Genomic DNA, 19,741 nt, shown 5'->3' with positions numbered 1-19,741 from the left:
TAGTGCTTAAATTTTATTAATTATGCCGATTTTATCACTTTCATTGCTGTCATAGAAGCTCTTAATTTTGCGCCTACTATTTCTACTGGGTGATTTCTAATAATCGCATTAATTCTAATTAATTCTTGATTATCAACATCGTTAGCATCTGCAAATTTCTTCCCAATAACATCTGTTTTTATGTTCTTCATAAAATCTGTTAATAATGGTTTACAGGCATGGTCAAATAAATAACACCCATATTCTGCTGTATCAGAAATTACACGGTTCATTTCATATAATTTTTTACGTGCAATGGTGTTTGCAATTAATGGTGTCTCGTGTAAAGACTCATAGTATGCAGACGCTGCTATAATTCCAGAATCTGTCATTGCTTCAAAAGCTAATTCTACACCAGCTCTTACAAATGCAACTAATAAAGTTCCGTGGTCAAAATATTCTTGTTCAGAGATTTCTTGCGCTGTAACTTCTTGTTTTTCAAAAGCAGTATCACCTGTTGCCGCTCTCCAAGTTAATAAGTTTTTATCATCATTTGCCCAATCTTCCATCATGGTTTCAGAGAAATGACCTGTCATAATATCATCCATATGTTTTTGAAACAACGGACGCATAATTTCTTTTAATTCTTCAGAAATTCTAAAAGCTTCTACTTTTGCAGGGTTAGAAAGTCTGTCCATCATGTTCGTGATTCCTCCATGCTTTAAAGCTTCTGTTACTGTTTCCCAACCATATTGAATTAATTTAGCTGCGTAACTTGGCTCAATTCCTTCTGCGACCATTTTATCAAAAGATAAAATTGCACCTGTTTGCAACAAACCACATAAAATAGTTTGCTCTCCCATTAAATCTGACTTTACCTCAGCAACAAAAGAAGATTCTAAAACTCCCGCTCTGTTACCTCCGGTTGCAACGGCATATGCTTTTGCTTGCGCCCAACCTTTACCTTCTGGATCATTTTCTGGGTGAACTGCCGTTAATGTTGGCACTCCAAATCCTCTTTTATACTCTTCTCTAACCTCAGAACCTGGGCATTTTGGTGCCACCATAATTACGGTTATATCTTCACGAATTTGCATTCCTTCTTCAACAATATTAAAACCATGAGAGTAAGACAATGTTGCTCCTTTTTTCATTAAAGGCATTATTGTTTTCACAACATTCGTGTGTTGTTTGTCTGGTGTTAAATTAATAACCAAATCTGCACTTGGCAATAATTCTTCATAAGTACCCACTGTAAATCCGTTTGAAGAAGCATTTACAAACGACTCTCTTTTTTGATCAATAGCGGCTTGTCTTAATGTATAAGAAATATCTAAACCAGCGTCTCTCATATTTAAACCTTGGTTTAATCCTTGAGCTCCACAACCTACAATAACAATTTTCTTCCCTTTCAATGCGCTTACGCCGTCTTCAAATTCTGAAGCATCCATAAAACGACATTTTCCTAATTGTTCTAATTTTTCTCTTAATGTTAATGTGTTAAAATAATTTGACATTTTTATTGTTTTTGTTTGTTGATCAGAGAAAAGAATAAAGATAAAAGAATAAAGATTTATATAATTTCTTTATTTCCTTTACCTAACATCTATACTCTTTTATCTATTTTTAGTTGTTGTATGTTTCTAATAATGTTGAAATCTTCATCTCTTGTTTGGTCACAGAAATACGTCCAGAACGTGTAAATTGCATAATCCCAAAACTACTTAACTCCTTATACAGCAATTCTATTTCTTCTTTTTTTCCTGATTTTTCAATCACAAAAAATTCTTTATTTACAGTAACTATTCTTGCGTTGCTCTCTTTAATTATGTTCTGAATTTCGCGTTCATCAAAAAGTAAATCTGACCTCATTTTAAAAATACAAGATTCTTGATAAATTATTTCATTATCATTATGATAATATGCTTTTATAACCTCTACTTGTTTTTCTACCTGGCCAATAATTTTTTTAATATTTTCTTCGGTCATATTGACTACAATAGTAAATCTAGAAACGCCTTCAATTTCTGATGGAGACGTATTTAAACTCTCTATATTAATGTGTCTTCTTTGAAAAATTGCCGATATTCTATTCAACAATCCAATATTATTTTCAGTGTAAACGGATATGGTATATAGGTTTTTTTCTGTACTCATTGTTTCTAATTTAATGTTAGGTCGAGCGCAGTCGAGACCTAATAAAGCCTCTCGACTGCTCTCGAGGAGACCTCTTACTATTTTTACTCCAATCGAACATCAGAAACACTCGCTCCTGAAGGAATCATTGGAAACACATTATTTTCTTTCTCTACACAAACTTCTAAGAAATAAGCTTCTTTGCTAGCCATCATTTCTTCAACTGCAGCTGCTAATTCTTCTCGTTTTGTAACCTTTTTAGCTTTTATATAATAGCCTTCTGCAATTGCTACAAAATTAGGATTCACCATTTCTGTAGATGCATATCTTTTATCAAAAAACAACTGCTGCCACTGTCTCACCATTCCTAAGAATTCATTATTTAAAACAACAATTTTTACGGCTGCTTTTTGCTGAAAAATAGTCCCTAATTCTTGAATTGTCATTTGATAACCACCATCACCAGAGATAGAAACTACTTCACGCTCTGGAGCGGCCATTTTTGCACCAATTGCTGCAGGCAAACCAAAACCCATGGTTCCTAATCCGCCAGAAGTAATGTTACTTTTTGTTTTATTGAATTTGGCATATCTACAAGCAATCATTTGATGCTGACCAACATCTGTCACTATTGCAGCCTCACCTTTACTCTGTACATTAATTTCATTAATAACCTCACCCATTGTTAAACCTCCTTTGGTTGGGTGAATGTCATTTTTAATTACTTTTTCATATTCAATTGCATACAAATCTTTAAATTTTTGATGCCAATCTGCATGTGATTTTTTATCTAATAACGGTAATAACAGGGCTAAACTTGCTTTTGCATCGCCTAAAACCGAAATAGCTGTCTTTACATTCTTATCTATTTCTGAAGGATCAATTTCAAAGTGAATTACTTTTGCTTGTTTTGCATATTTGTTTAAATCTCCAGTTACACGATCATCAAAACGCATTCCTATTGCAATTAAGACATCGCATTCATTGGTTAATATATTTGGCGCATAATTACCATGCATACCAACCATACCAACATTTAACGGATGAGAAGTTGGTATTGCAGAAGCGCCTAATATTGTCCATGCAGCAGGAATTCCTGCCTTCTCAATAACTGCTTTAAAAGCCTCTTCAGCTTCACTTAAAATAACTCCTTGCCCCCAAACAATCATGGGTTTTTTTGCAGCATTTATAATTTTTGCTGCAGCTTCAACCGATTTTACATCTGTTTTAGGCACTGGTTTATAACTTCTTACTTTTGTACATTTTTCATATGAAAAGTCGAATTCTTCGAACTGAGCATCTTTTGTTATGTCTACTAAAACAGGTCCTGGTCTTCCGCTTCTTGCAATGTAAAATGCTTTTGCTAACACTGCAGGAATATCAGCAGCTTTGGTTACTTGACAGTTCCATTTTGTAACTGGCGTAGAAATACCAACAATATCTGTTTCTTGAAAGGCATCACTACCCAATAAATGAGATGCTACTTGACCAGTGATACAAACCATTGGCGTAGAATCTATTTGTGCATCTGCAATACCTGTAATTAAATTGGTTGCTCCAGGGCCAGAAGTTGCAATTGCGACTCCTACTTTACCAGAGATTCTTGCAAAACCCTGTGCAGAATGCGTTGCGCCTTGCTCATGGCGAGATAAAACATGATGAATTTTATCTTGATACTTATATAATTCATCATAAACTGGCATAATTGCTCCACCAGGATATCCATAAATTATTTTTACATCTTCGGCGATTAAACACCTCACGATTGCCTCGCTACCGGAAATCCTTTCTGTAACTTTCGTTGTTTTTTGTTTTTTGTTTATGGTTTGTGTTTCCATAGTATCTCTTTTAGATTAGAGAAAAAAGAGAATAGAATAAAGACATTTTAGTTTCTATTTTTTCTATTTTCTTTTCTCTTATTTCTTTATTCTTTTTATAAATCTGTAACACATCCTTTAGAAGCAGATGCTACCGTTTTTGCGTATTTATATAAAATTCCTTTTGTATGCTTTAATGGTGGTGCAACCCACTTCAATTTTCTTAAGGCAATTTCTTCATCAGAAATTAAAACATTTATAGCATTGTCTTCTGCACTAATTCTAATTTTATCACCTGTTTCTAGAATTCCGATTGTACCTCCAGATTGTGCTTCTGGTGTAATATGTCCAACCACAAAACCATGGGTTCCTCCAGAAAAACGACCATCTGTAATTAAAGCTACAGATTTTCCTAAACCTGCTCCCATAATTAACGAAGTTGGCTTTAACATTTCTGGCATGCCTGGTCCTCCTTTAGGCCCAACATAGCGAATGACGACTACATCTCCTCTTTCTACTTCTCCGTTAGCAATACCTGTGTTTGCTGCTTGTTCTCCATCGTACACCACCGCTTTTCCTTCAAAAAGTAATCCTTCGTTTCCAGAAATTTTTGCAACAGCTCCTTCTTCGGCAAGATTTCCATAAATTATTTGAATGTTTCCAGATGATTTTAATGCCTTATCTTTTGGAAAAATCACATCTTGCTCATCAAATTCCATTGCCTGTACACTTTCTAAATTTTCTGCTAATGTTTTACCGGTAACCGTCATACAGTTTCCGTGCAAATATCCTTCTTGCAATAAATACTTCATAATTGCAGGCGTACCACCCACTCCATGAACATCTTCCATTAAGTATTTACCAGAGGGTTTTAAATCTGCAATTAGCGGAGTTCTATCGGAAACTCTTTGAAAATCTGCCAAAGTAAACTCAATATCTGCAGCATGTGCAATTGCTAAAAAGTGCAATACTGCATTTGTAGAACCTCCTAGAGCATTTACAATAGCAATTGCGTTTTCTAAAGATTTTTTAGAAATGATGTCTAAAGGTTTTAAATCTAATTCTAGTAAGTTTTTAATTGCTAAAGCAGTTCTCTCAGCTTCAGATAATTTATTCGGGTTTTCTGCTGGTATTGATGAATTATAGGGCAACGAAAAACCCATACATTCTATTGCAGAAGCCATGGTATTTGCGGTGTACATTCCGCCACAAGCACCAGCTCCTGGAATGGCTCTTTTTATAATCTCTCTATATTCATCTTCCTCTATTTCTCCTGCCATTTTCTGACCTAAAGCTTCAAAAGCAGAAACGATATTTAATTTTTTTCCTTTATAATTTCCAGATGCAATTGTACCACCATACATCATGATTGACGGACGATTTAAACGCAACATTGCAATAACTGCTCCTGGCATGTTCTTATCACAACCAACTACAGAAACCAATGCATCATAACTTTGTGCATTTACAACCGTTTCTATTGAATCGGCAATAATATCTCTTGAAGCCAATGAGTAATTCATCCCTGAAGTTCCCATAGAAATTCCATCTGAAACTCCAATTGTATTAAATCCTAAACCAACCAAACCTGCAATATTAGATTCAATTTTAACCTCTGCAGCCAAATTGTTTAAGTGCATGTTACATGGGTTCCCATCATAACCTGTACTTGCAATACCAACTTGAGCTTTGCTCATGTCTTCATCTGTTAAACCTACGGCATACAACATTGCTTGTGATGCGGGTTGAGATTCATCTTGTGTTAACCTTTTGCTGTGTTTATTTAATTCCATTTATTGTTTTCTTCAATTTGTTGACTAAATTACTCTTTTTCTCTATTTTCATTGAATAAAATTCAATGCTTGTGTTTAAATCCACGTGTTAAAAAAATGGTTTAAAATATTGAAATGCAAGTGTTTAAATGTTTTTTATTATGACATTCAACTATTAAAAAATTTCCATAAAAAAACCTTCCAATTTCATGGAAGGTTCGTTTATAAAAAATATAAATATCACTTCCCTATCACGTCGTAATAATTACGATGAAAATAATGACAGAAATAATATTTAATACTTGTTTTTTCATAATTCAAATATTTGGAAATTAAATTCAATTTTCCAAGTAAAACTTCGCTATTCTTAAATAATAGTACTTTGTCCCATGTGAATATTCTTAAAGTTCAAATTACTATCTTGTTGATTTAGAATATAATCTGCAATAAAATCTCCCACTTTAGAAGTCGGTGCAGCATATTTATTTTTCCCTTTGATGTCTTCTGTGGTAATATTTAAATCTAAAGATTTTTCTACAGCTCTCTCGATTGCATTTGCTTCTTCATGCAAACCTAAATGCTCTAACATCATGGCAGCCGACAAAATAGATGCCAAAGGATTTGCAATATCTTTGCCTTTTGCTTCTGGAAAAGTTCCGTGAACCGGCGCAAATAAAGCATTCTCATTTCCTATTGAAGAAGATGCCAACAAACCAATGGAGCCTGAAATTACACTTGCTTCATCTGAAATGATATCTCCTATAAAATTTTCTGTGAGAATTACATCAAACTTTTTAGGATTTAGAATTAACTTCATTGCAGCATTGTCTGCATACAAATGTTCTAATTCTACATCTTTGTATTGTTTTGCTATTTCTGTAACTGTTTTTCTCCATAAACGTGATGTTTCTAACACGTTTGATTTATCTATAAGCGTCACTTTATTTTTTCTACTTTGCGCTGCTTTAAATGCTAAATGTGTAATTCTAGAAATTTGAGCTACCGTATATGAACAAACATCAAAAGCAGATTTACCATCTTTACTTACTTCTTTTTTTCCGAAGTAAATTCCGCCAGTTATTTCTCTAAAAATAACAATATCTGTTCCTTTGATAATTTCTCTTCTTAATGGAGAATTTTTTATTAATTGATCGTAGGCTCTAACAGGATTTATGTTGCAAAAAAGATCTAACTCTTGTCTTAAGTTTAATAAACCTTGCTCTGGTCTAATTTTTAAAGAAGGATCGTTGTATTTTGGATCGCCAATTGCACCAAATAGAATAGCATCTGCTTTTTTGCAAATCTCAATAGTCTCTTCTGGTAAAGGATTTCCTGTTGCATCTATTGCACATGCGCCCATTTGAGCTTCCTTATACAAAAAAACATGATCGTAAATTTCGGCAACAGCATCTAATGCTTTTTTTGCTTGATTAGTTACTTCCGGTCCAATACCATCTCCTGGAATTACAGCAATTGAATATTTCATACGAGTTTCTTTTTTGTAGTTAACAAAGGTAGCTATAATTCTAAATCTTTACATTTAAAAACACATAGCTACCAATGAAGACAAATTGTTATATTTTTTAAGCGATTGCTATTTTTGATGTTTTGTTAACTTCTGTCATTATGCAATGAATATCTTCATCTTTTACTTCTTTTTGCTGGTCTGCAGTACTCAAAAATGCATCATAAGCAATATCTAACTGTACTTTGGTTAGCTCGTAACCAATTTTTTTTGCTCTGTAAGCCAATGCTGCTCTACCACTTCTAGCGGTTAAAACAATGGCACTTTCAGTAACACCAACGTCTTCAGGATCCATAATTTCGTAGGTCTCTCTGTTTTTTATAACTCCGTCTTGATGAATACCAGAACTATGTGCAAATGCATTTGCACCAACAATTGCTTTGTTTGGTTGCACAGGCATTCCCATACTTTCACGAACTAAGATACTTGTGTCATACAATAATTTTGTATTGATTGAAGTTTCTAAATTCAAATAAGGATGTTGTTTTAACACCATTACAACCTCTTCTAAGGCTGTATTTCCTGCTCGTTCTCCGATACCATTTATGGTGCATTCAATTTGTCGTGCGCCATTTATAACTCCTGCAATCGAATTTGCAGTTGCCATACCTAAATCGTTATGACAATGACAAGAAAGAATTACATTCTCAATTCCTCTTACATTTTCACGCAAATATTTTATTTTAGCACCATATTCTTCCGGCAAACAATACCCTGTTGTATCTGGAATATTTAAAACAGTTGCACCAGCTTTAATAACTTCTTCGCAAACTCTCGCTAAATATTCATTGTCTGTTCTACCCGCATCTTCTGCATAAAATTCTACATCTTCTACAAAAGATTTAGAATAAGCAACTGCTTTTACAGCACGCTCTATTACTTTTTCTCTTGTGGAGTTAAATTTGAATTTTATATGAGAATCGCTCGTACCAATACCTGTATGAATTCTAGGATACTTTGCATATTTTAAAGCTTCTGCAGCTACTTTTATATCATTTTCTACAGCTCTGGTTAAACCACAAACTGTTGCATTTTTTATAATTTTTGCAATTTCCGAAACCGAGTTGAAATCTCCAGGACTAGAAACAGGAAAACCGGCTTCAATAACGTTTACTCCCAATAAATCTAAACGTTCAGCAATTACCAATTTCTGATGTGTATCTAATTTACACCCAGGAACTTGCTCTCCATCTCTTAGTGTTGTGTCGAAAATTTGTACTTGATTGTCTTGCATAATTTCTATAAAGATTGTACTTATTATAAATCAAATATATACCTTGCCTTTTCAATACATTAGTTAACATTTAGTTACACACGATTTCTAAAGCAAATCAATAATAATTAATAATTTGATTATCAATATATTATGAGTAAAATCATTACATCCGCCAATCAACAAAATGATGCTCTTTTTGTTCTTATTAAGTCTTTAACAAAGTCAGAAAAGAGACAATTTAATCTTTATGTAGGAAGATTAGGTGGCAATATTGATGCAAAATTCTTCTCTTTATTTAAGTTTTTAGAAAAACTTAAAATTTATGATGAAAAAGTAATTATAGGAAGCGGAATTGTTTCTAAACAGCAACTGTCTAATTTAAAAGCACATTTATACAAACAAATATTAATTAGTTTACGGTTAAACCCTGCGCATAAAAATGTTCGTATTCAGATTCGAGAACAATTAGATTTTGCAACCGTTTTATATCAAAAAGGATTGTATAAACAAAGTTTAAAACTCTTAGAAAAAGCCAAAAACATGGCTTTAGATCATGAAGAAAAAAACGTTGCTTATGAAATTGTAGAATTAGAAAAAGTTATAGAAACACAATACATTACTAGAAGTATAAGTAATAGAGCAGACCAACTATCTATACAAGCAAAAGAATTAAGTCAGCAAAACGTAATTGCCAGCAAACTCTCTAATTTATCCTTACAACTCTATAGCCATTTATTACAGAACGGTTATGTGAAAAACGAAAAAGAGGTACAATTTGTAGAAACTTATTTTAATGATAGAATGCCTAAATACGATTATCAGACTTTAGGTTTTAGAGAGAAATTATGGTTATACAAAGCACATTTATGGCATAGTTTTTTAATTCAAGATTTTTTACTGAGCTATAAATATGCTAAAAAATGTGTTTATTTATTCGACAATTCTAAGTTAATTCATTCCCACCCTGTTTTCTATTTAAAATCTAAAAATTACTTATTAGAAGCTTCTTTTTTAGTAAAAAAATTGTCAACATTTAAAGAAGAATTAGTAGGTTTTGAGACCGAAATCGAGAACAAAGAAATTCCTTTAAATACCAATACAGAACTTCTTATTTTCTTGTATTTGTACTCTAATAAATTGCACTTACACTTTTTAGAGGGTACTTTTGAAAAAGGAGAGTATTTAGTCGCTATAATTAATGCTAAAATTGAAAAATATAGAAATAGACTAGACAATCATTATGTAGTTTTATTATACTACAAGATTGCTTGTTTGTATTTCGGAATGGGAAAAAACAGAGAATGTATTGCGTACCTGCAAAAAATTATCAAATCTAAAAATTTAAGTTCCGCAGAAGATTTACAATGTTTTGCACGTATTTTAAATTTGATTGCACATTATGAATGTGGTTTAGATTATGATTTAGAAAGACAATTTGTAGACACCTATAAATTCTTACTAAAAATGGAAAATCTACAAGAAGTGCAGAAAGTTTTTCTAACTTCTATTAGAGACTTAAGTGATGTTTTTCCACATGAAATTAAAAACGAATTCAAGAAAATTCATACAAAATTAAAAACGTTCGAAAATCATCCGTATGAAAAAAGAGCCTTTTTATATTTAGATATATTATCTTGGTTAGAAAGTAAAATAGAAAACAAACCTATTGCTTTAATTATTAAAGAAAAAGCAAAACTGCTTACTAAGTAATTTTAAATTCATAAATTTAACTTGTTAATTATAATAATATCACATTAATGCTGTTATTTATAAAAATAGTTCACATTAAATGAGCGTAAATTAAATATAAATAATACTTTTACTTCGTGAGTATTTCCAATTTAAATATAAAAACCATTCAAACTATTTCTATAGTTGGTATTTCTATGGATACAATTACGCGCATTTCTTCTACAATTATTACCCTTTAGGGGTTTTATATATTCATATCAATCTAGGGCATCTATAATTTCGAATAACATCGAAATTAATTCAATAAAAATTAAATTACACAAACTATTCATTACCAATGAAAGTATTAAAATTTGGCGGCTCATCTGTCGCAAACTCAGAAAACATACAAAAGGTCTTAGCCATTGTTGCTAATGAATCTAAAAATCAAAAAATAGCAGTGGTAGTTTCTGCTTTTGGTAAAACCACAAACAAATTATTGGCAGCTGCTAATATTGCTTTGGAAGATATTAATGCTGCTAAAGAAATTTTAGAAACCATTAAAGAATTGCATTATCAAATAATTGATGCTTTGATTTCTGAAGATAAAACGGCAGTTTCAGAAGAAATTAACTATTTATTTGACAGAGTAAATGCTATTTACGAAGGTATTTTTTTACTGCAAGAATTGTCTAACAAAACACTTGCAAAAGTTTCTAGCTTTGGCGAAAGACTTTCTTCTTTTATCATTGCAAACGCTGCAAAAGAATTATTTGACGCTGCGCATAAAGATAGTAGCGACTTAATAATTGCGAATAATGACTACCTAAACGCGCAAGTGAATTTTAAAATTACAAATAAAAATATTACCTCATTTTTTGACCAAAACAAACACCTAGTTACTGTTTTAGGTGGCTTTATTTCTTCTAATATTAATGGTGAAGTAACTACGCTAGGTAGAGGAGGATCAGATTTTTCTGCTTCTATTTATGCCGCAGCTTTAAATGCAACTGAATTACAAATCTGGACAGACGTACCTGGAATGTTTACAGCGAACCCAAGAGTTGTAAAACAGGCATATCCTATTTCAGAAATTTCGTATGAAGAAGCTATGGAATTATCTCATTTTGGCGCAAAAGTTTTATATCCACCAACAATTCAACCTGCTTTAAGAAAAGAAATTCCTATTCGAATTAAAAATACATTTGACCCAGAAAGTGCCGGAACTTTAATTTGTAAAAACCCTAACAACAGCGATGATGTTAAAGGAATTTCTCATATTGAAGACGTTAGCTTAATTACTTTAGAAGGCGGAGGAATGGTTGGAATCCCTGGTTTTTCTAAACGTTTATTTGAAACGCTTTCTGTTGCAAAAATAAATGTCGTTTTTATTACACAAGCTTCTTCAGAACATTCAATTTGTGTAGGTGTTTTTGAAAATGATGCTGCAAAAGCAAAAGAACTTTTAGACGAAACTTTTACCGCAGAAATAGATAGAAAAAAAATAAAACCAATTATTGTAGAAAGTGATTTGGCAATTATTGCAGTGGTTGGTGAGAGCATGAAAAATTACCAAGGTTTAAGCGGACAAATGTTTAGCGCCTTAGGAAGAAATAATGTGAATGTGAGAGCAATTGCACAAGGTTCATCCGAAAAAAATATTTCTGCTGTTATTAACAAACACGATGCAAAAAAAGCTCTAAATACCTTACATGAGCAATTCTTTGAAGAAAGAACAAAACAATTAAACTTATTTGTAACAGGTGTTGGTAATGTTGGTGAACGCTTTTTAGCGCAATTACAACAACAAAATAAATTCTTAAAAGAGAACTTAAAACTAAGTATAAAGGTTATCGGAATTGCGAATTCTAGAAAGATGGCTTTCAATAATGACGGTATCGACCTAAAAAATTGGAAAGATGCATTAGAAAAAGGAGAACCAACTACTTTAGACAGTTTTCATAAAAAAGTAAAAGAATCTAATCTTATAAATAGCGTTTTTATAGACAATACTGCAAATAAGCAAGTTTCTGAAGTATATGAAAAGTATTTACGCGATAGCATTTCTGTAGTAACTTGTAACAAAATTGCATGTGCGTCTAGTTTTGATAATTATAAAACTTTAAAACAAGTTTCTAGAAAATACAATGCTTCTTTCTTGTTTGAAACAAATGTTGGCGCAGGTTTACCAATAATAGATACTCTTAAAAATTTAATTAATTCTGGCGATAGCGTTCATAAAATTCAGGCTGTTTTATCTGGAAGCTTAAACTTTGTTTTTAATAACTTTAATGCAGATTCAACTTTTCATGATGTGGTTGCTGCTGCTCAAAAAGAAGGGTATACAGAACCAGATCCAAAAATTGATTTAAGCGGTGTTGATGTTGCTCGTAAAATTTTAATTTTAGCTAGAGAAAGTGGGTATCAATTAGAATTAGCAGACATTAAAAACAATGCTTTTTTACCTGAAGACAGTTTAAAAACAACCAATAATGATGATTTTTACGCATCATTAACTAAAAACGAGGCTCATTTTCAAAACATCTTTAAAGAAGCTAATGACAAAAATTGCAGATTAAAATATGTAGCTGAATTTGTAGATGGAAAAGCAAATGTTGGCTTGCAACACATTCCGTCAGATCATCCTTTTTATAATTTAGAAGGAAGTGATAATATTGTATTGTTCTTTACAGACAGGTATCCAGAAAATCCTTTAATTATAAAAGGTGCTGGTGCTGGTGCAGATGTTACGGCTTCTGGTATTTTTGCTGATGTAATTAGAATCGCTAATAAATAAGGTTTCAGTGGGCAGTAGGCAGTCCACAGTTAGCAATCAAAAACTAGCTAAAATTTGTTACTAAAAATAAAAAAGTCAAGTATTCAATGGGCACTTTTCAGTTATTTACTGACCGCCAACTGAAGACGGTAGACTGCAAACTAATAAAAATGGATTATTTAAAAATATTTGCTCCTGCTACTGTTGCTAATGTTTCTTGTGGTTTTGATTCTCTAGGCTTTGCTGTGGATGCAATTGGAGATGAAATGACCTTTACAAAAACAACAGAAAAAGGTGTTAAAATCACCAATATTACAGGGGCAAACTTGACCTATAACGTTGATGAAAATGCTGCAAGTGCCGTTGTTAAAAAAATACTAAATGAAGCAAATGCAGATTTCGGAATAGAATTAACAATTCACAAAGGTTTTTCTCCAGGAAGCGGATTAGGAAGTTCTGCGGCTAGTGCTGCTGGTGCTGCTTTTGGCGCAAACAAGTTATTAGGAAATATTTATACTGATTTAGAATTGACAAAATTTGCCATGTTTGGCGAAGAAGTTGCTTGTGGAACCCCGATTGCAGACAATGTTGCTGCTGCAATTTATGGCGGTTTTGTTTTGGTAAGAAGCTACAGTCCTTTAGAAATCATAAAATTGCCGGTTCCTAATGAATTGAGAGTTGTTGCCATTCATCCGCAAATAGCAATAAAGACAAAAGATGCTAGAGATGTTTTACCAACAGAAATTGCATTAAAAGATGCCGTTACACAATGGGCAAATGTTGGTGGATTAATTAGCGGTCTATATACCAACAATTACAATTTAATCAGTAATTCTTTGGTAGACATTATTGTAGAACCTGCTCGTAAAGGTTTAATTCCGTTTTTTGATGATGTTAAAAATAGCGCAACAAAAGCAGGTGCTTTGGGAGCTGGAATTAGTGGATCTGGACCTACAATTTTCGCACTTTGTAAAGGTGATAAAATTGCAAAAGAGGTTTACAAAAGTATCGAAGAAACTTATAAAAAGACTGGAATTGACTTTGAAATGTTTATTTCAAAAGTGAATCACGAAGGAATAAAGACTATAAATTAACCGTCATTACGAAAGAAGAATGACTGAAGTAATCTCTTTCAAACAAACAGATTGCTTCGTTTCTCTCACAATGACTAATAATCACAAAATGAACTACTACAGTTTACACCATAAATCGCCAGTATCAACTTTTAAAAACGCAGTTGTACAAGGTCTTGCAAAAGATAGAGGAATTTATTTCCCTGATAATATTACGAAACTTTCAAAAGATTTCATTGAAAATATTTCTGACTATACAAACCATGAAATTGCTTACGAAGTAATTAAACAGTTTGTAGGTGACGAAATTCCGACTGAAAAACTAAAAGAAATTATTGCAGAAACTGTTTCTTTTGATTTTCCTTTGGTAAAAGTCGATGATAATATTGCTTCTTTAGAATTATTTCATGGGCCCACAATGGCTTTTAAAGATGTTGGCGCAAAATTCATGGCACAATGTTTAGAGTATTTCAACCAAGGAAGCAAAGAAGAAATAACGGTTTTAGTGGCAACTTCTGGAGATACTGGAGGTGCTGTTGCCAACGGGTTTTTAGGTGCAAAAGGTGTAAATGTGGTTATTTTGTATCCTTCGGGAAAAGTAAGCGATGTGCAAGAAAAACAATTAACAACATTAGGTCAGAATATAACGGCTTTAGAAATCGATGGTGTTTTTGATGATTGCCAAGAAATGGTGAAAACTGCTTTTTTAGATGAGGAAATTACAAAAACATTAACCTCAGCAAATTCAATTAACGTTGCGCGTTGGTTACCACAAATGTTTTACTTTTTCTTTGCTTATAAAGAATTACACAAAAAAAATAAAGAGTTAATATTTTCTGTTCCTAGTGGAAACTTTGGAAATATCTGTGCCGGAATTATGGCACAAAAATTAGGTTTACCAATTAAACATTTTGTAGCTGCTACCAATGTAAACGATACGGTTCCTAATTATTTAGTAGACGGAGTTTACAAACCCAAACCATCTAAAGCAACCATTTCTAACGCAATGGATGTTGGAAATCCGAGTAATTTCATTAGAATACAAGAATTATTTAACAATGACTTAGAAACTCTTAAAAGTGCTTTTTCTTCGTACAGTTTTACAGATGATGAAACGCGTGCAACGATGAAAGAAATCTATAAAAATTCTGGGTATGTTGCAGATCCTCATGGTGCTGTTGGTTATTTAGGTTTGAAAAAACATGGGTTAAAAGAAAACGAATTTGGCGTTTTTCTAGAAACTGCACATCCAGTAAAGTTTTTAGATGTTGTAGAAGAAACATTGCCTGTTAAAGTGGAAATTCCTGCGCAGATTAAGAAAGTAATCAACAATAAAAAAGTGGCTATAAAAGCTGCTAATTATCAAGATTTAAAGGATTTTTTAATGAAATCTTAGAAAAGTAAAAAGCCAATGAACTTCATTTCATTGGCTTTTTTTATGCTTACTATTTTCCTTTAGGTTTGAAATCCAATGATTAACGCTTCCTTTTTTTTTAGTCTATATTTTCAGCATCTAAATATTTAGTTTTCCAATTCTAAAAGCCCGAATGATGTTGACGTATGAAAATCAGGTGTTTCGGTATTCGGATTTACCCAAGTTATCCAAGTTGGCTCGAAAGAAGTATCTTTTTGTTGATTGTATTTTGCTCTATAAATTCCTGTTTCAATAAAACGATCTTTTAGCAAGTTTAAATCTTTTAAAGATTGAAGTGAAATTGCAATTTCTACAACAAAATAATCTTTATTTACGGATGATTTTACTTCAATATCTTTACTTGGCCAATTCCAATTAAAATCTAATTTTCTATTTGGTCGTGCCTTAAAGTCCATAATTCGAGCAGTGGTGTCAATTTCTAAACAATAATAGGGGTCTAGAGAAGCATCACTTCTAAAAAACAACTCTACTCTATCAGAGCTATTAATACTATCGTTTTTATCTTCTGAAAGATGAATGTGCGTCTGATCATCATCAACTTTAAATTGAAAAAATATCTTTTCTGAATTATGAATTGCCTTAAATTCTATTTTTTTAACGGGTTCATTATCCCAAGGAGAAGAAAAATCAGTTAAACTATTTGCTTTTTTCCAGATTGGGTTATTTCCGTCACCTAAAATAATTACTTCTTTATCTTTTATTTTATTTACTTTGTAGCTATTCATATTTATCAATTATTCTGTTATAGATCTTAACCATTTTTCTGCTAAAACGGGCCAAGTTTCTGCGGCTTTATTTCCTTTTCTTAAACCATATCCGTGACCGCCAGAAGTTAAAGTCTGTAATTCAAAATTACTTTTTAATGATTTTAAATAGTTTGCAAAAGTACGTGCACTATTAAAATAGGCATCATCCTCTGTCCCAAAAATAAAAGTAGGTGGAACATTTTTGTCCTGCAACAAATTAGGTGAAATAGTTTTATTTTCTCCTAAATCTAAATACGCTGGATAAATTAAAAGTAAAAAATCTGGTTTAAAATGACACACCTTATCTTCATACGTTTTAGAAACTTCAAGAAAACGAGTACTTAGTTGTGCACATAAATCGGCACCAGCAGAAAAACCCAACACGCCAATTTTAGTATGATCGAACTTCTTTGTTATAATTTTAAACGCATTTTGTATGTCGTTAAAAGCGTCTTCTTTTTGATCTGGAATACTGTATTGTAAAACATACGTAGTATACCCTAACGTATTTAGCCACAACGCAGGTTCTGTTCCTTCTTTGTCTATCGCGAGTATTTTATAACTGCCTCCAGGACAAATTAAAATCGCCTTTCCGTTATTGTTATTTTCTTCGGGTTCAAATATTTCTATTAATGGGTGCGTAACCTCAATTAATTTAGTGGTATTACTATACTTGTCAAACGTGGTTATTGGTTCTTTTTTCTCCTTTAATTGATTAGACATTTTATCTTCCGATAGATAAATTTTGTTTGTCATTTTTTAATCATCAATTTACAACAATCCGAACATTCTTGGCAACCAAAGACTTAATTCTGAAAAATAAGTTACTAAAAATAACGAAACAATCATGGCTAAAAAAAGCGGTAATAATGGTTTTATTACTTTTTCTATGGTGGTATTGGCAACGCCAACCCCTACAAAAAGGACGGAGCCAACCGGCGGTGTACACAAACCTACACATAAATTTAAGACCATTACAATTCCGAATTGAATAGGATCCATTCCTAATGCTACAATGATTGGTAAGAATATTGGTGTAAAGATTAAAACTGCAGGCGTCATATCCATAAAAATACCTACAAACAACAATATTAAATTAATTATTAATAAAATAATAATCGGATTGTCACTTAAAGACAATAATAAATTACTAATATCTTGCGGAATATTTTCATAAGACATTACCCAAGACATGCTCATAGAAGCCCCAATAAGTAACATTACAATTGCTGTTGTACCACAAGAATCTAATAATATTTCGGGAAGATCTTTTACCTTAATTTCTTTGTAGAAAAAGCCTAAAATAAGTGTATATAAAACAGCCACTGCAGAAGCTTCTGTAGCTGTAAAAATACCACCTACAATACCTCCGATTACTACAAACAATAATGTTAAACTAGGAAAAGCCTTCACAAAAGTACTCCCTACTTGTTTTAGTGTGCTTTTTTCACCTACTTTATAACCTTTCTTTTTTGCCCAAAAAGAAGCTACAACCATTAACAACAATCCTGTTAGAATTCCTGGGATATAACCAGCAATAAAAAGCGCTGCAATAGAAACGCCTCCACTTGCTAAAGAATAAATAATTAACACATTACTTGGCGGAATAATTAAACCCACAGTAGATGAAGTAATATTTACTGCTGCACCGAATTCTTTAGAATATCCTTCTTTTTCCATTTCTGGACCTAAAATACTTCCCATTGCAGAAGCAGATGCCATTGCAGAACCAGCAATAGATCCCATTAACATCGCTGCAATTACATTAATCAATGCCAAACCTCCAGGAAGTGAACCGACCAGTGTTTTGGCAAAATCTATTAAACGATGGGCAATTCCTCCTTTGTTCATGAGCTGACCAGATAGTACAAAAAACGGAATGGCAAGTAGTGCAAAACTATCTAAACCTGTACCTATTCTTTGAGAAACCGTAGTTAATGCTGGCACAAAAGGAATGCTCACCATCATTGTTAATAAGGATGATATCGCGATACTCCAAGCAACAGGAACCCCTATTAATAAAAGAACTAAAAAGCTAAAAACTAAAACGAGTATGGGTAAATATTCCATCATAATTATAATTGTTTGTATATAATATCAGAAATTTTATAGTAAATAATCAACATTCCACTAATAGGAATTACTAAATAAACTACTGACAAAGGAATTTGTAATGCTGGTGAAAACTGACCTAAAGTAAATGTGATATACACCAATCTAAATCCGCCACCAACTAAAGCAAAAAAGCAAAATAAGATGATGATACAATTAATGAAAATCTTCAATTTCACTTGTCCTTCTTTATTCAATTTTGTTGGCAACAAATCTATGGCTACATGCATTCTTCTTCCAGAAATATATGCAGCACCAAGTACACCAACCCAAATCATTAAATAACGCGCAAGTTCATCTGTAAAAGAACTTGGTGTTCCCATGACAAAGCGAGTAAATACTTGCCATAAAACATTTATAACCATTACTCCCATAATAATGGCAAGTGTAGCTCCTAGTATTTTATCAATTTTTTTTCTGAATTTCATTTTTTAATATTATTTAGGTAACTATAAACTGCTACTGAATACTGCAAACTATTTATTGTACGGCTTTAATTTTTGTAATTAAATCATATATTTCTTTATTGTCTTTGTAATCTTCATACATCTTAGAAACTTTCTCTTGAAACGCAGGCTTTTCTGGTCTTACTACTGTTACACCAGCTTTTTCTACAGCCTCTAAAGCTTCTGTTTCTGCTTTCCCCCATAATTCTCTTTGATATTTTACAGAAGCATCTACTGCACTTTGCATCCAAACTTGTTCTTTTGGCGATAATTTATCCCACAAATGAGTACTCATAATTAATACATCTGGTATGGTTGTGTGTTCATCTAAAGAGAAGTACTTACAAACTTCATAGTGTCTTGAAAGATAAAATGTTGGCGGATTATTTTCTGCACCATCTACAACACCTTGTTGCAAAGCTGTATATAATTCTCCTGAAGAAATTGGAGTTGGAGAACCGCCTAAGTTACTTACCATGTTCATGGCTGTAACGCTTTCCATCACTCTAATTTTTAAACCTTCTAAGTTTTCTGGTTTTAAAATAGGGGCTTCTTTTGTATAAAAACTTCTGCTTCCTGCATCATAATAGCCCAAACCTTTTAACCAATATTTTATACCTCCATCTAATAATTTCTTACCGACTTCTCCATCTAAAACATTAAAAGTGTGTTCTTTATTTTTGAATAAAAAAGGCAATCCTAAAACTTTCATGTTCGGAGAAAAGTTCTCCATAACAGCTGCAGAAACCTTAGTCATATCTAAACTTCCTATTTGCAATAATTCTAAACATTGGCGTTCTGAACCTAATTGCTGATTCGGATAAATTTCTAATTTTAAAGTTCCTTCTGAGTTTTTTTCTAATTCTTTCCCCATAAAAAGCATCGCTTTGTGAACAGGATGACTTATATCTAAACCATGAGCTAGTTTTATGGTTTTTTGTTGATTGAAATTATTGCAAGCATTAAAAATGATTAAAACTAAAGCAAGCACAATCAATTTATATATATTTTTCATTCAATAAATTTTTTAAATCATT

The 19,741-nt window shown here is 32.3% G+C and carries 15 protein-coding genes; 4 read left to right on the top strand and 11 right to left on the bottom strand.

Annotated features, from left to right (window positions below; all coding sequences use genetic code 11):
• Positions 1-20: 20 nt before the first annotated feature.
• From ilvC to ES045_RS12535, 6 genes are all read right to left on the bottom strand, one after another.
• Entirely contained in the window at positions 21-1,496 is a 1,476-nt protein-coding gene (gene ilvC / locus ES045_RS12560) for a ketol-acid reductoisomerase (protein WP_147116640.1), read from the bottom strand.
• 109 nt (positions 1,497-1,605) lie between these two features.
• Complete coding sequence (ilvN, locus tag ES045_RS12555; RefSeq protein WP_147116639.1) at positions 1,606-2,136, bottom strand: acetolactate synthase small subunit; 531 nt, start codon at positions 2,134-2,136, stop codon at positions 1,606-1,608.
• A gap of 83 nt (positions 2,137-2,219) precedes the next feature.
• Positions 2,220-3,953, bottom strand: coding sequence for a biosynthetic-type acetolactate synthase large subunit (ilvB, locus tag ES045_RS12550; protein WP_147116638.1), 1,734 nt, complete (start codon positions 3,951-3,953; stop codon positions 2,220-2,222).
• A gap of 95 nt (positions 3,954-4,048) precedes the next feature.
• Entirely contained in the window at positions 4,049-5,725 is a 1,677-nt protein-coding gene (ilvD, locus tag ES045_RS12545) for a dihydroxy-acid dehydratase (protein ID WP_147116637.1), read from the bottom strand.
• A gap of 346 nt (positions 5,726-6,071) precedes the next feature.
• Positions 6,072-7,190, bottom strand: a complete 1,119-nt coding sequence (gene leuB, locus ES045_RS12540) for a 3-isopropylmalate dehydrogenase (protein ID WP_147116636.1) — start codon at positions 7,188-7,190, stop codon at positions 6,072-6,074.
• 97 nt (positions 7,191-7,287) lie between these two features.
• Complete coding sequence (locus tag ES045_RS12535) at positions 7,288-8,463, bottom strand: 2-isopropylmalate synthase (RefSeq protein ID WP_147116635.1); 1,176 nt, start codon at positions 8,461-8,463, stop codon at positions 7,288-7,290.
• Between the two features lie 132 nt (positions 8,464-8,595).
• Between ES045_RS12535 and ES045_RS12530 the strand changes: the two genes are divergently transcribed.
• The 4 genes from ES045_RS12530 (at position 8,596) to thrC (ending at position 15,361) form a co-directional block, all read left to right on the top strand.
• A complete protein-coding gene (locus ES045_RS12530; RefSeq protein ID WP_147116634.1) occupies positions 8,596-10,155 on the top strand; it encodes a hypothetical protein in 1,560 nt (519 codons plus the stop codon).
• A gap of 319 nt (positions 10,156-10,474) precedes the next feature.
• Positions 10,475-12,913 carry a bifunctional aspartate kinase/homoserine dehydrogenase I gene (gene thrA / locus ES045_RS12525; RefSeq protein WP_147116633.1) on the top strand — a complete coding sequence of 813 codons (2,439 nt, stop codon included), beginning with the start codon at positions 10,475-10,477 and terminating at the stop codon, positions 12,911-12,913.
• A gap of 149 nt (positions 12,914-13,062) precedes the next feature.
• Positions 13,063-13,986: a homoserine kinase gene (locus ES045_RS12520; RefSeq protein WP_147116632.1), complete on the top strand. Its 924-nt coding sequence runs from the start codon at positions 13,063-13,065 to the stop codon at positions 13,984-13,986.
• A gap of 88 nt (positions 13,987-14,074) precedes the next feature.
• A complete protein-coding gene (thrC, locus tag ES045_RS12515; RefSeq protein WP_147116631.1) occupies positions 14,075-15,361 on the top strand; it encodes a threonine synthase in 1,287 nt (428 codons plus the stop codon).
• Positions 15,362-15,486: 125 nt separating this feature from the next.
• Here thrC and ES045_RS12510 read toward each other — a convergent pair whose 3' ends face one another.
• The 5 genes from ES045_RS12510 to ES045_RS12490 are packed head-to-tail and all read right to left on the bottom strand — an operon-like array spanning position 15,487 to position 19,719.
• Positions 15,487-16,125, bottom strand: a complete 639-nt coding sequence (locus tag ES045_RS12510; RefSeq protein WP_147116630.1) for a carbohydrate-binding family 9-like protein — start codon at positions 16,123-16,125, stop codon at positions 15,487-15,489.
• Between the two features lie 9 nt (positions 16,126-16,134).
• On the bottom strand, positions 16,135-16,902 hold the full coding sequence (locus ES045_RS12505; protein WP_147116629.1) for an alpha/beta hydrolase: 768 nt from the start codon (positions 16,900-16,902) through the stop codon (positions 16,135-16,137).
• Between the two features lie 15 nt (positions 16,903-16,917).
• Entirely contained in the window at positions 16,918-18,216 is a 1,299-nt protein-coding gene (locus ES045_RS12500) for a TRAP transporter large permease (protein WP_147116746.1), read from the bottom strand.
• Positions 18,217-18,221: 5 nt separating this feature from the next.
• Complete coding sequence (locus ES045_RS12495; protein WP_147116628.1) at positions 18,222-18,686, bottom strand: TRAP transporter small permease; 465 nt, start codon at positions 18,684-18,686, stop codon at positions 18,222-18,224.
• Positions 18,687-18,738: 52 nt separating this feature from the next.
• A complete protein-coding gene (locus ES045_RS12490; RefSeq protein ID WP_147116627.1) occupies positions 18,739-19,719 on the bottom strand; it encodes a TRAP transporter substrate-binding protein in 981 nt (326 codons plus the stop codon).
• Positions 19,720-19,741: the final 22 nt, after the last annotated feature.

It is taken from the genome of Polaribacter sp. IC073 (assembly GCF_007997075.1).
Classification (GTDB): domain Bacteria; phylum Bacteroidota; class Bacteroidia; order Flavobacteriales; family Flavobacteriaceae; genus Polaribacter.
Note: the sequence above shows the minus strand (reverse complement) of the source record. Positions and strands in the feature narration are given on the sequence as shown.

Excerpts from the sequence above, each read along its gene's own strand:
- ES045_RS12520 (WP_147116632.1), top strand. The coding sequence starts at position 13,063 with ATGGATTATTTAAAAATATTTGCTCCTGCTACTGTTGCTAATGTTTCT.
- ES045_RS12500 (WP_147116746.1), bottom strand. The coding sequence starts at position 18,216 with ATGGAATATTTACCCATACTCGTTTTAGTTTTTAGCTTTTTAGTTCTT.
- leuB (WP_147116636.1), bottom strand. The coding sequence starts at position 7,190 with ATGAAATATTCAATTGCTGTAATTCCAGGAGATGGTATTGGACCGGAA.
- ES045_RS12505 (WP_147116629.1), bottom strand. The coding sequence starts at position 16,902 with ATGACAAACAAAATTTATCTATCGGAAGATAAAATGTCTAATCAATTA.
- thrA (WP_147116633.1), top strand. The coding sequence starts at position 10,475 with ATGAAAGTATTAAAATTTGGCGGCTCATCTGTCGCAAACTCAGAAAAC.
- ES045_RS12535 (WP_147116635.1), bottom strand. The coding sequence starts at position 8,463 with ATGCAAGACAATCAAGTACAAATTTTCGACACAACACTAAGAGATGGA.
- ilvN (WP_147116639.1), bottom strand. The coding sequence starts at position 2,136 with ATGAGTACAGAAAAAAACCTATATACCATATCCGTTTACACTGAAAAT.
- thrC (WP_147116631.1), top strand. The coding sequence starts at position 14,075 with ATGAACTACTACAGTTTACACCATAAATCGCCAGTATCAACTTTTAAA.
- ilvB (WP_147116638.1), bottom strand. The coding sequence starts at position 3,953 with ATGGAAACACAAACCATAAACAAAAAACAAAAAACAACGAAAGTTACA.
- ilvC (WP_147116640.1), bottom strand. The coding sequence starts at position 1,496 with ATGTCAAATTATTTTAACACATTAACATTAAGAGAAAAATTAGAACAA.
- ES045_RS12530 (WP_147116634.1), top strand. The coding sequence starts at position 8,596 with ATGAGTAAAATCATTACATCCGCCAATCAACAAAATGATGCTCTTTTT.
- ES045_RS12510 (WP_147116630.1), bottom strand. The coding sequence starts at position 16,125 with ATGAATAGCTACAAAGTAAATAAAATAAAAGATAAAGAAGTAATTATT.
- ilvD (WP_147116637.1), bottom strand. The coding sequence starts at position 5,725 with ATGGAATTAAATAAACACAGCAAAAGGTTAACACAAGATGAATCTCAA.
- ES045_RS12495 (WP_147116628.1), bottom strand. The coding sequence starts at position 18,686 with ATGAAATTCAGAAAAAAAATTGATAAAATACTAGGAGCTACACTTGCC.
- ES045_RS12490 (WP_147116627.1), bottom strand. The coding sequence starts at position 19,719 with ATGAAAAATATATATAAATTGATTGTGCTTGCTTTAGTTTTAATCATT.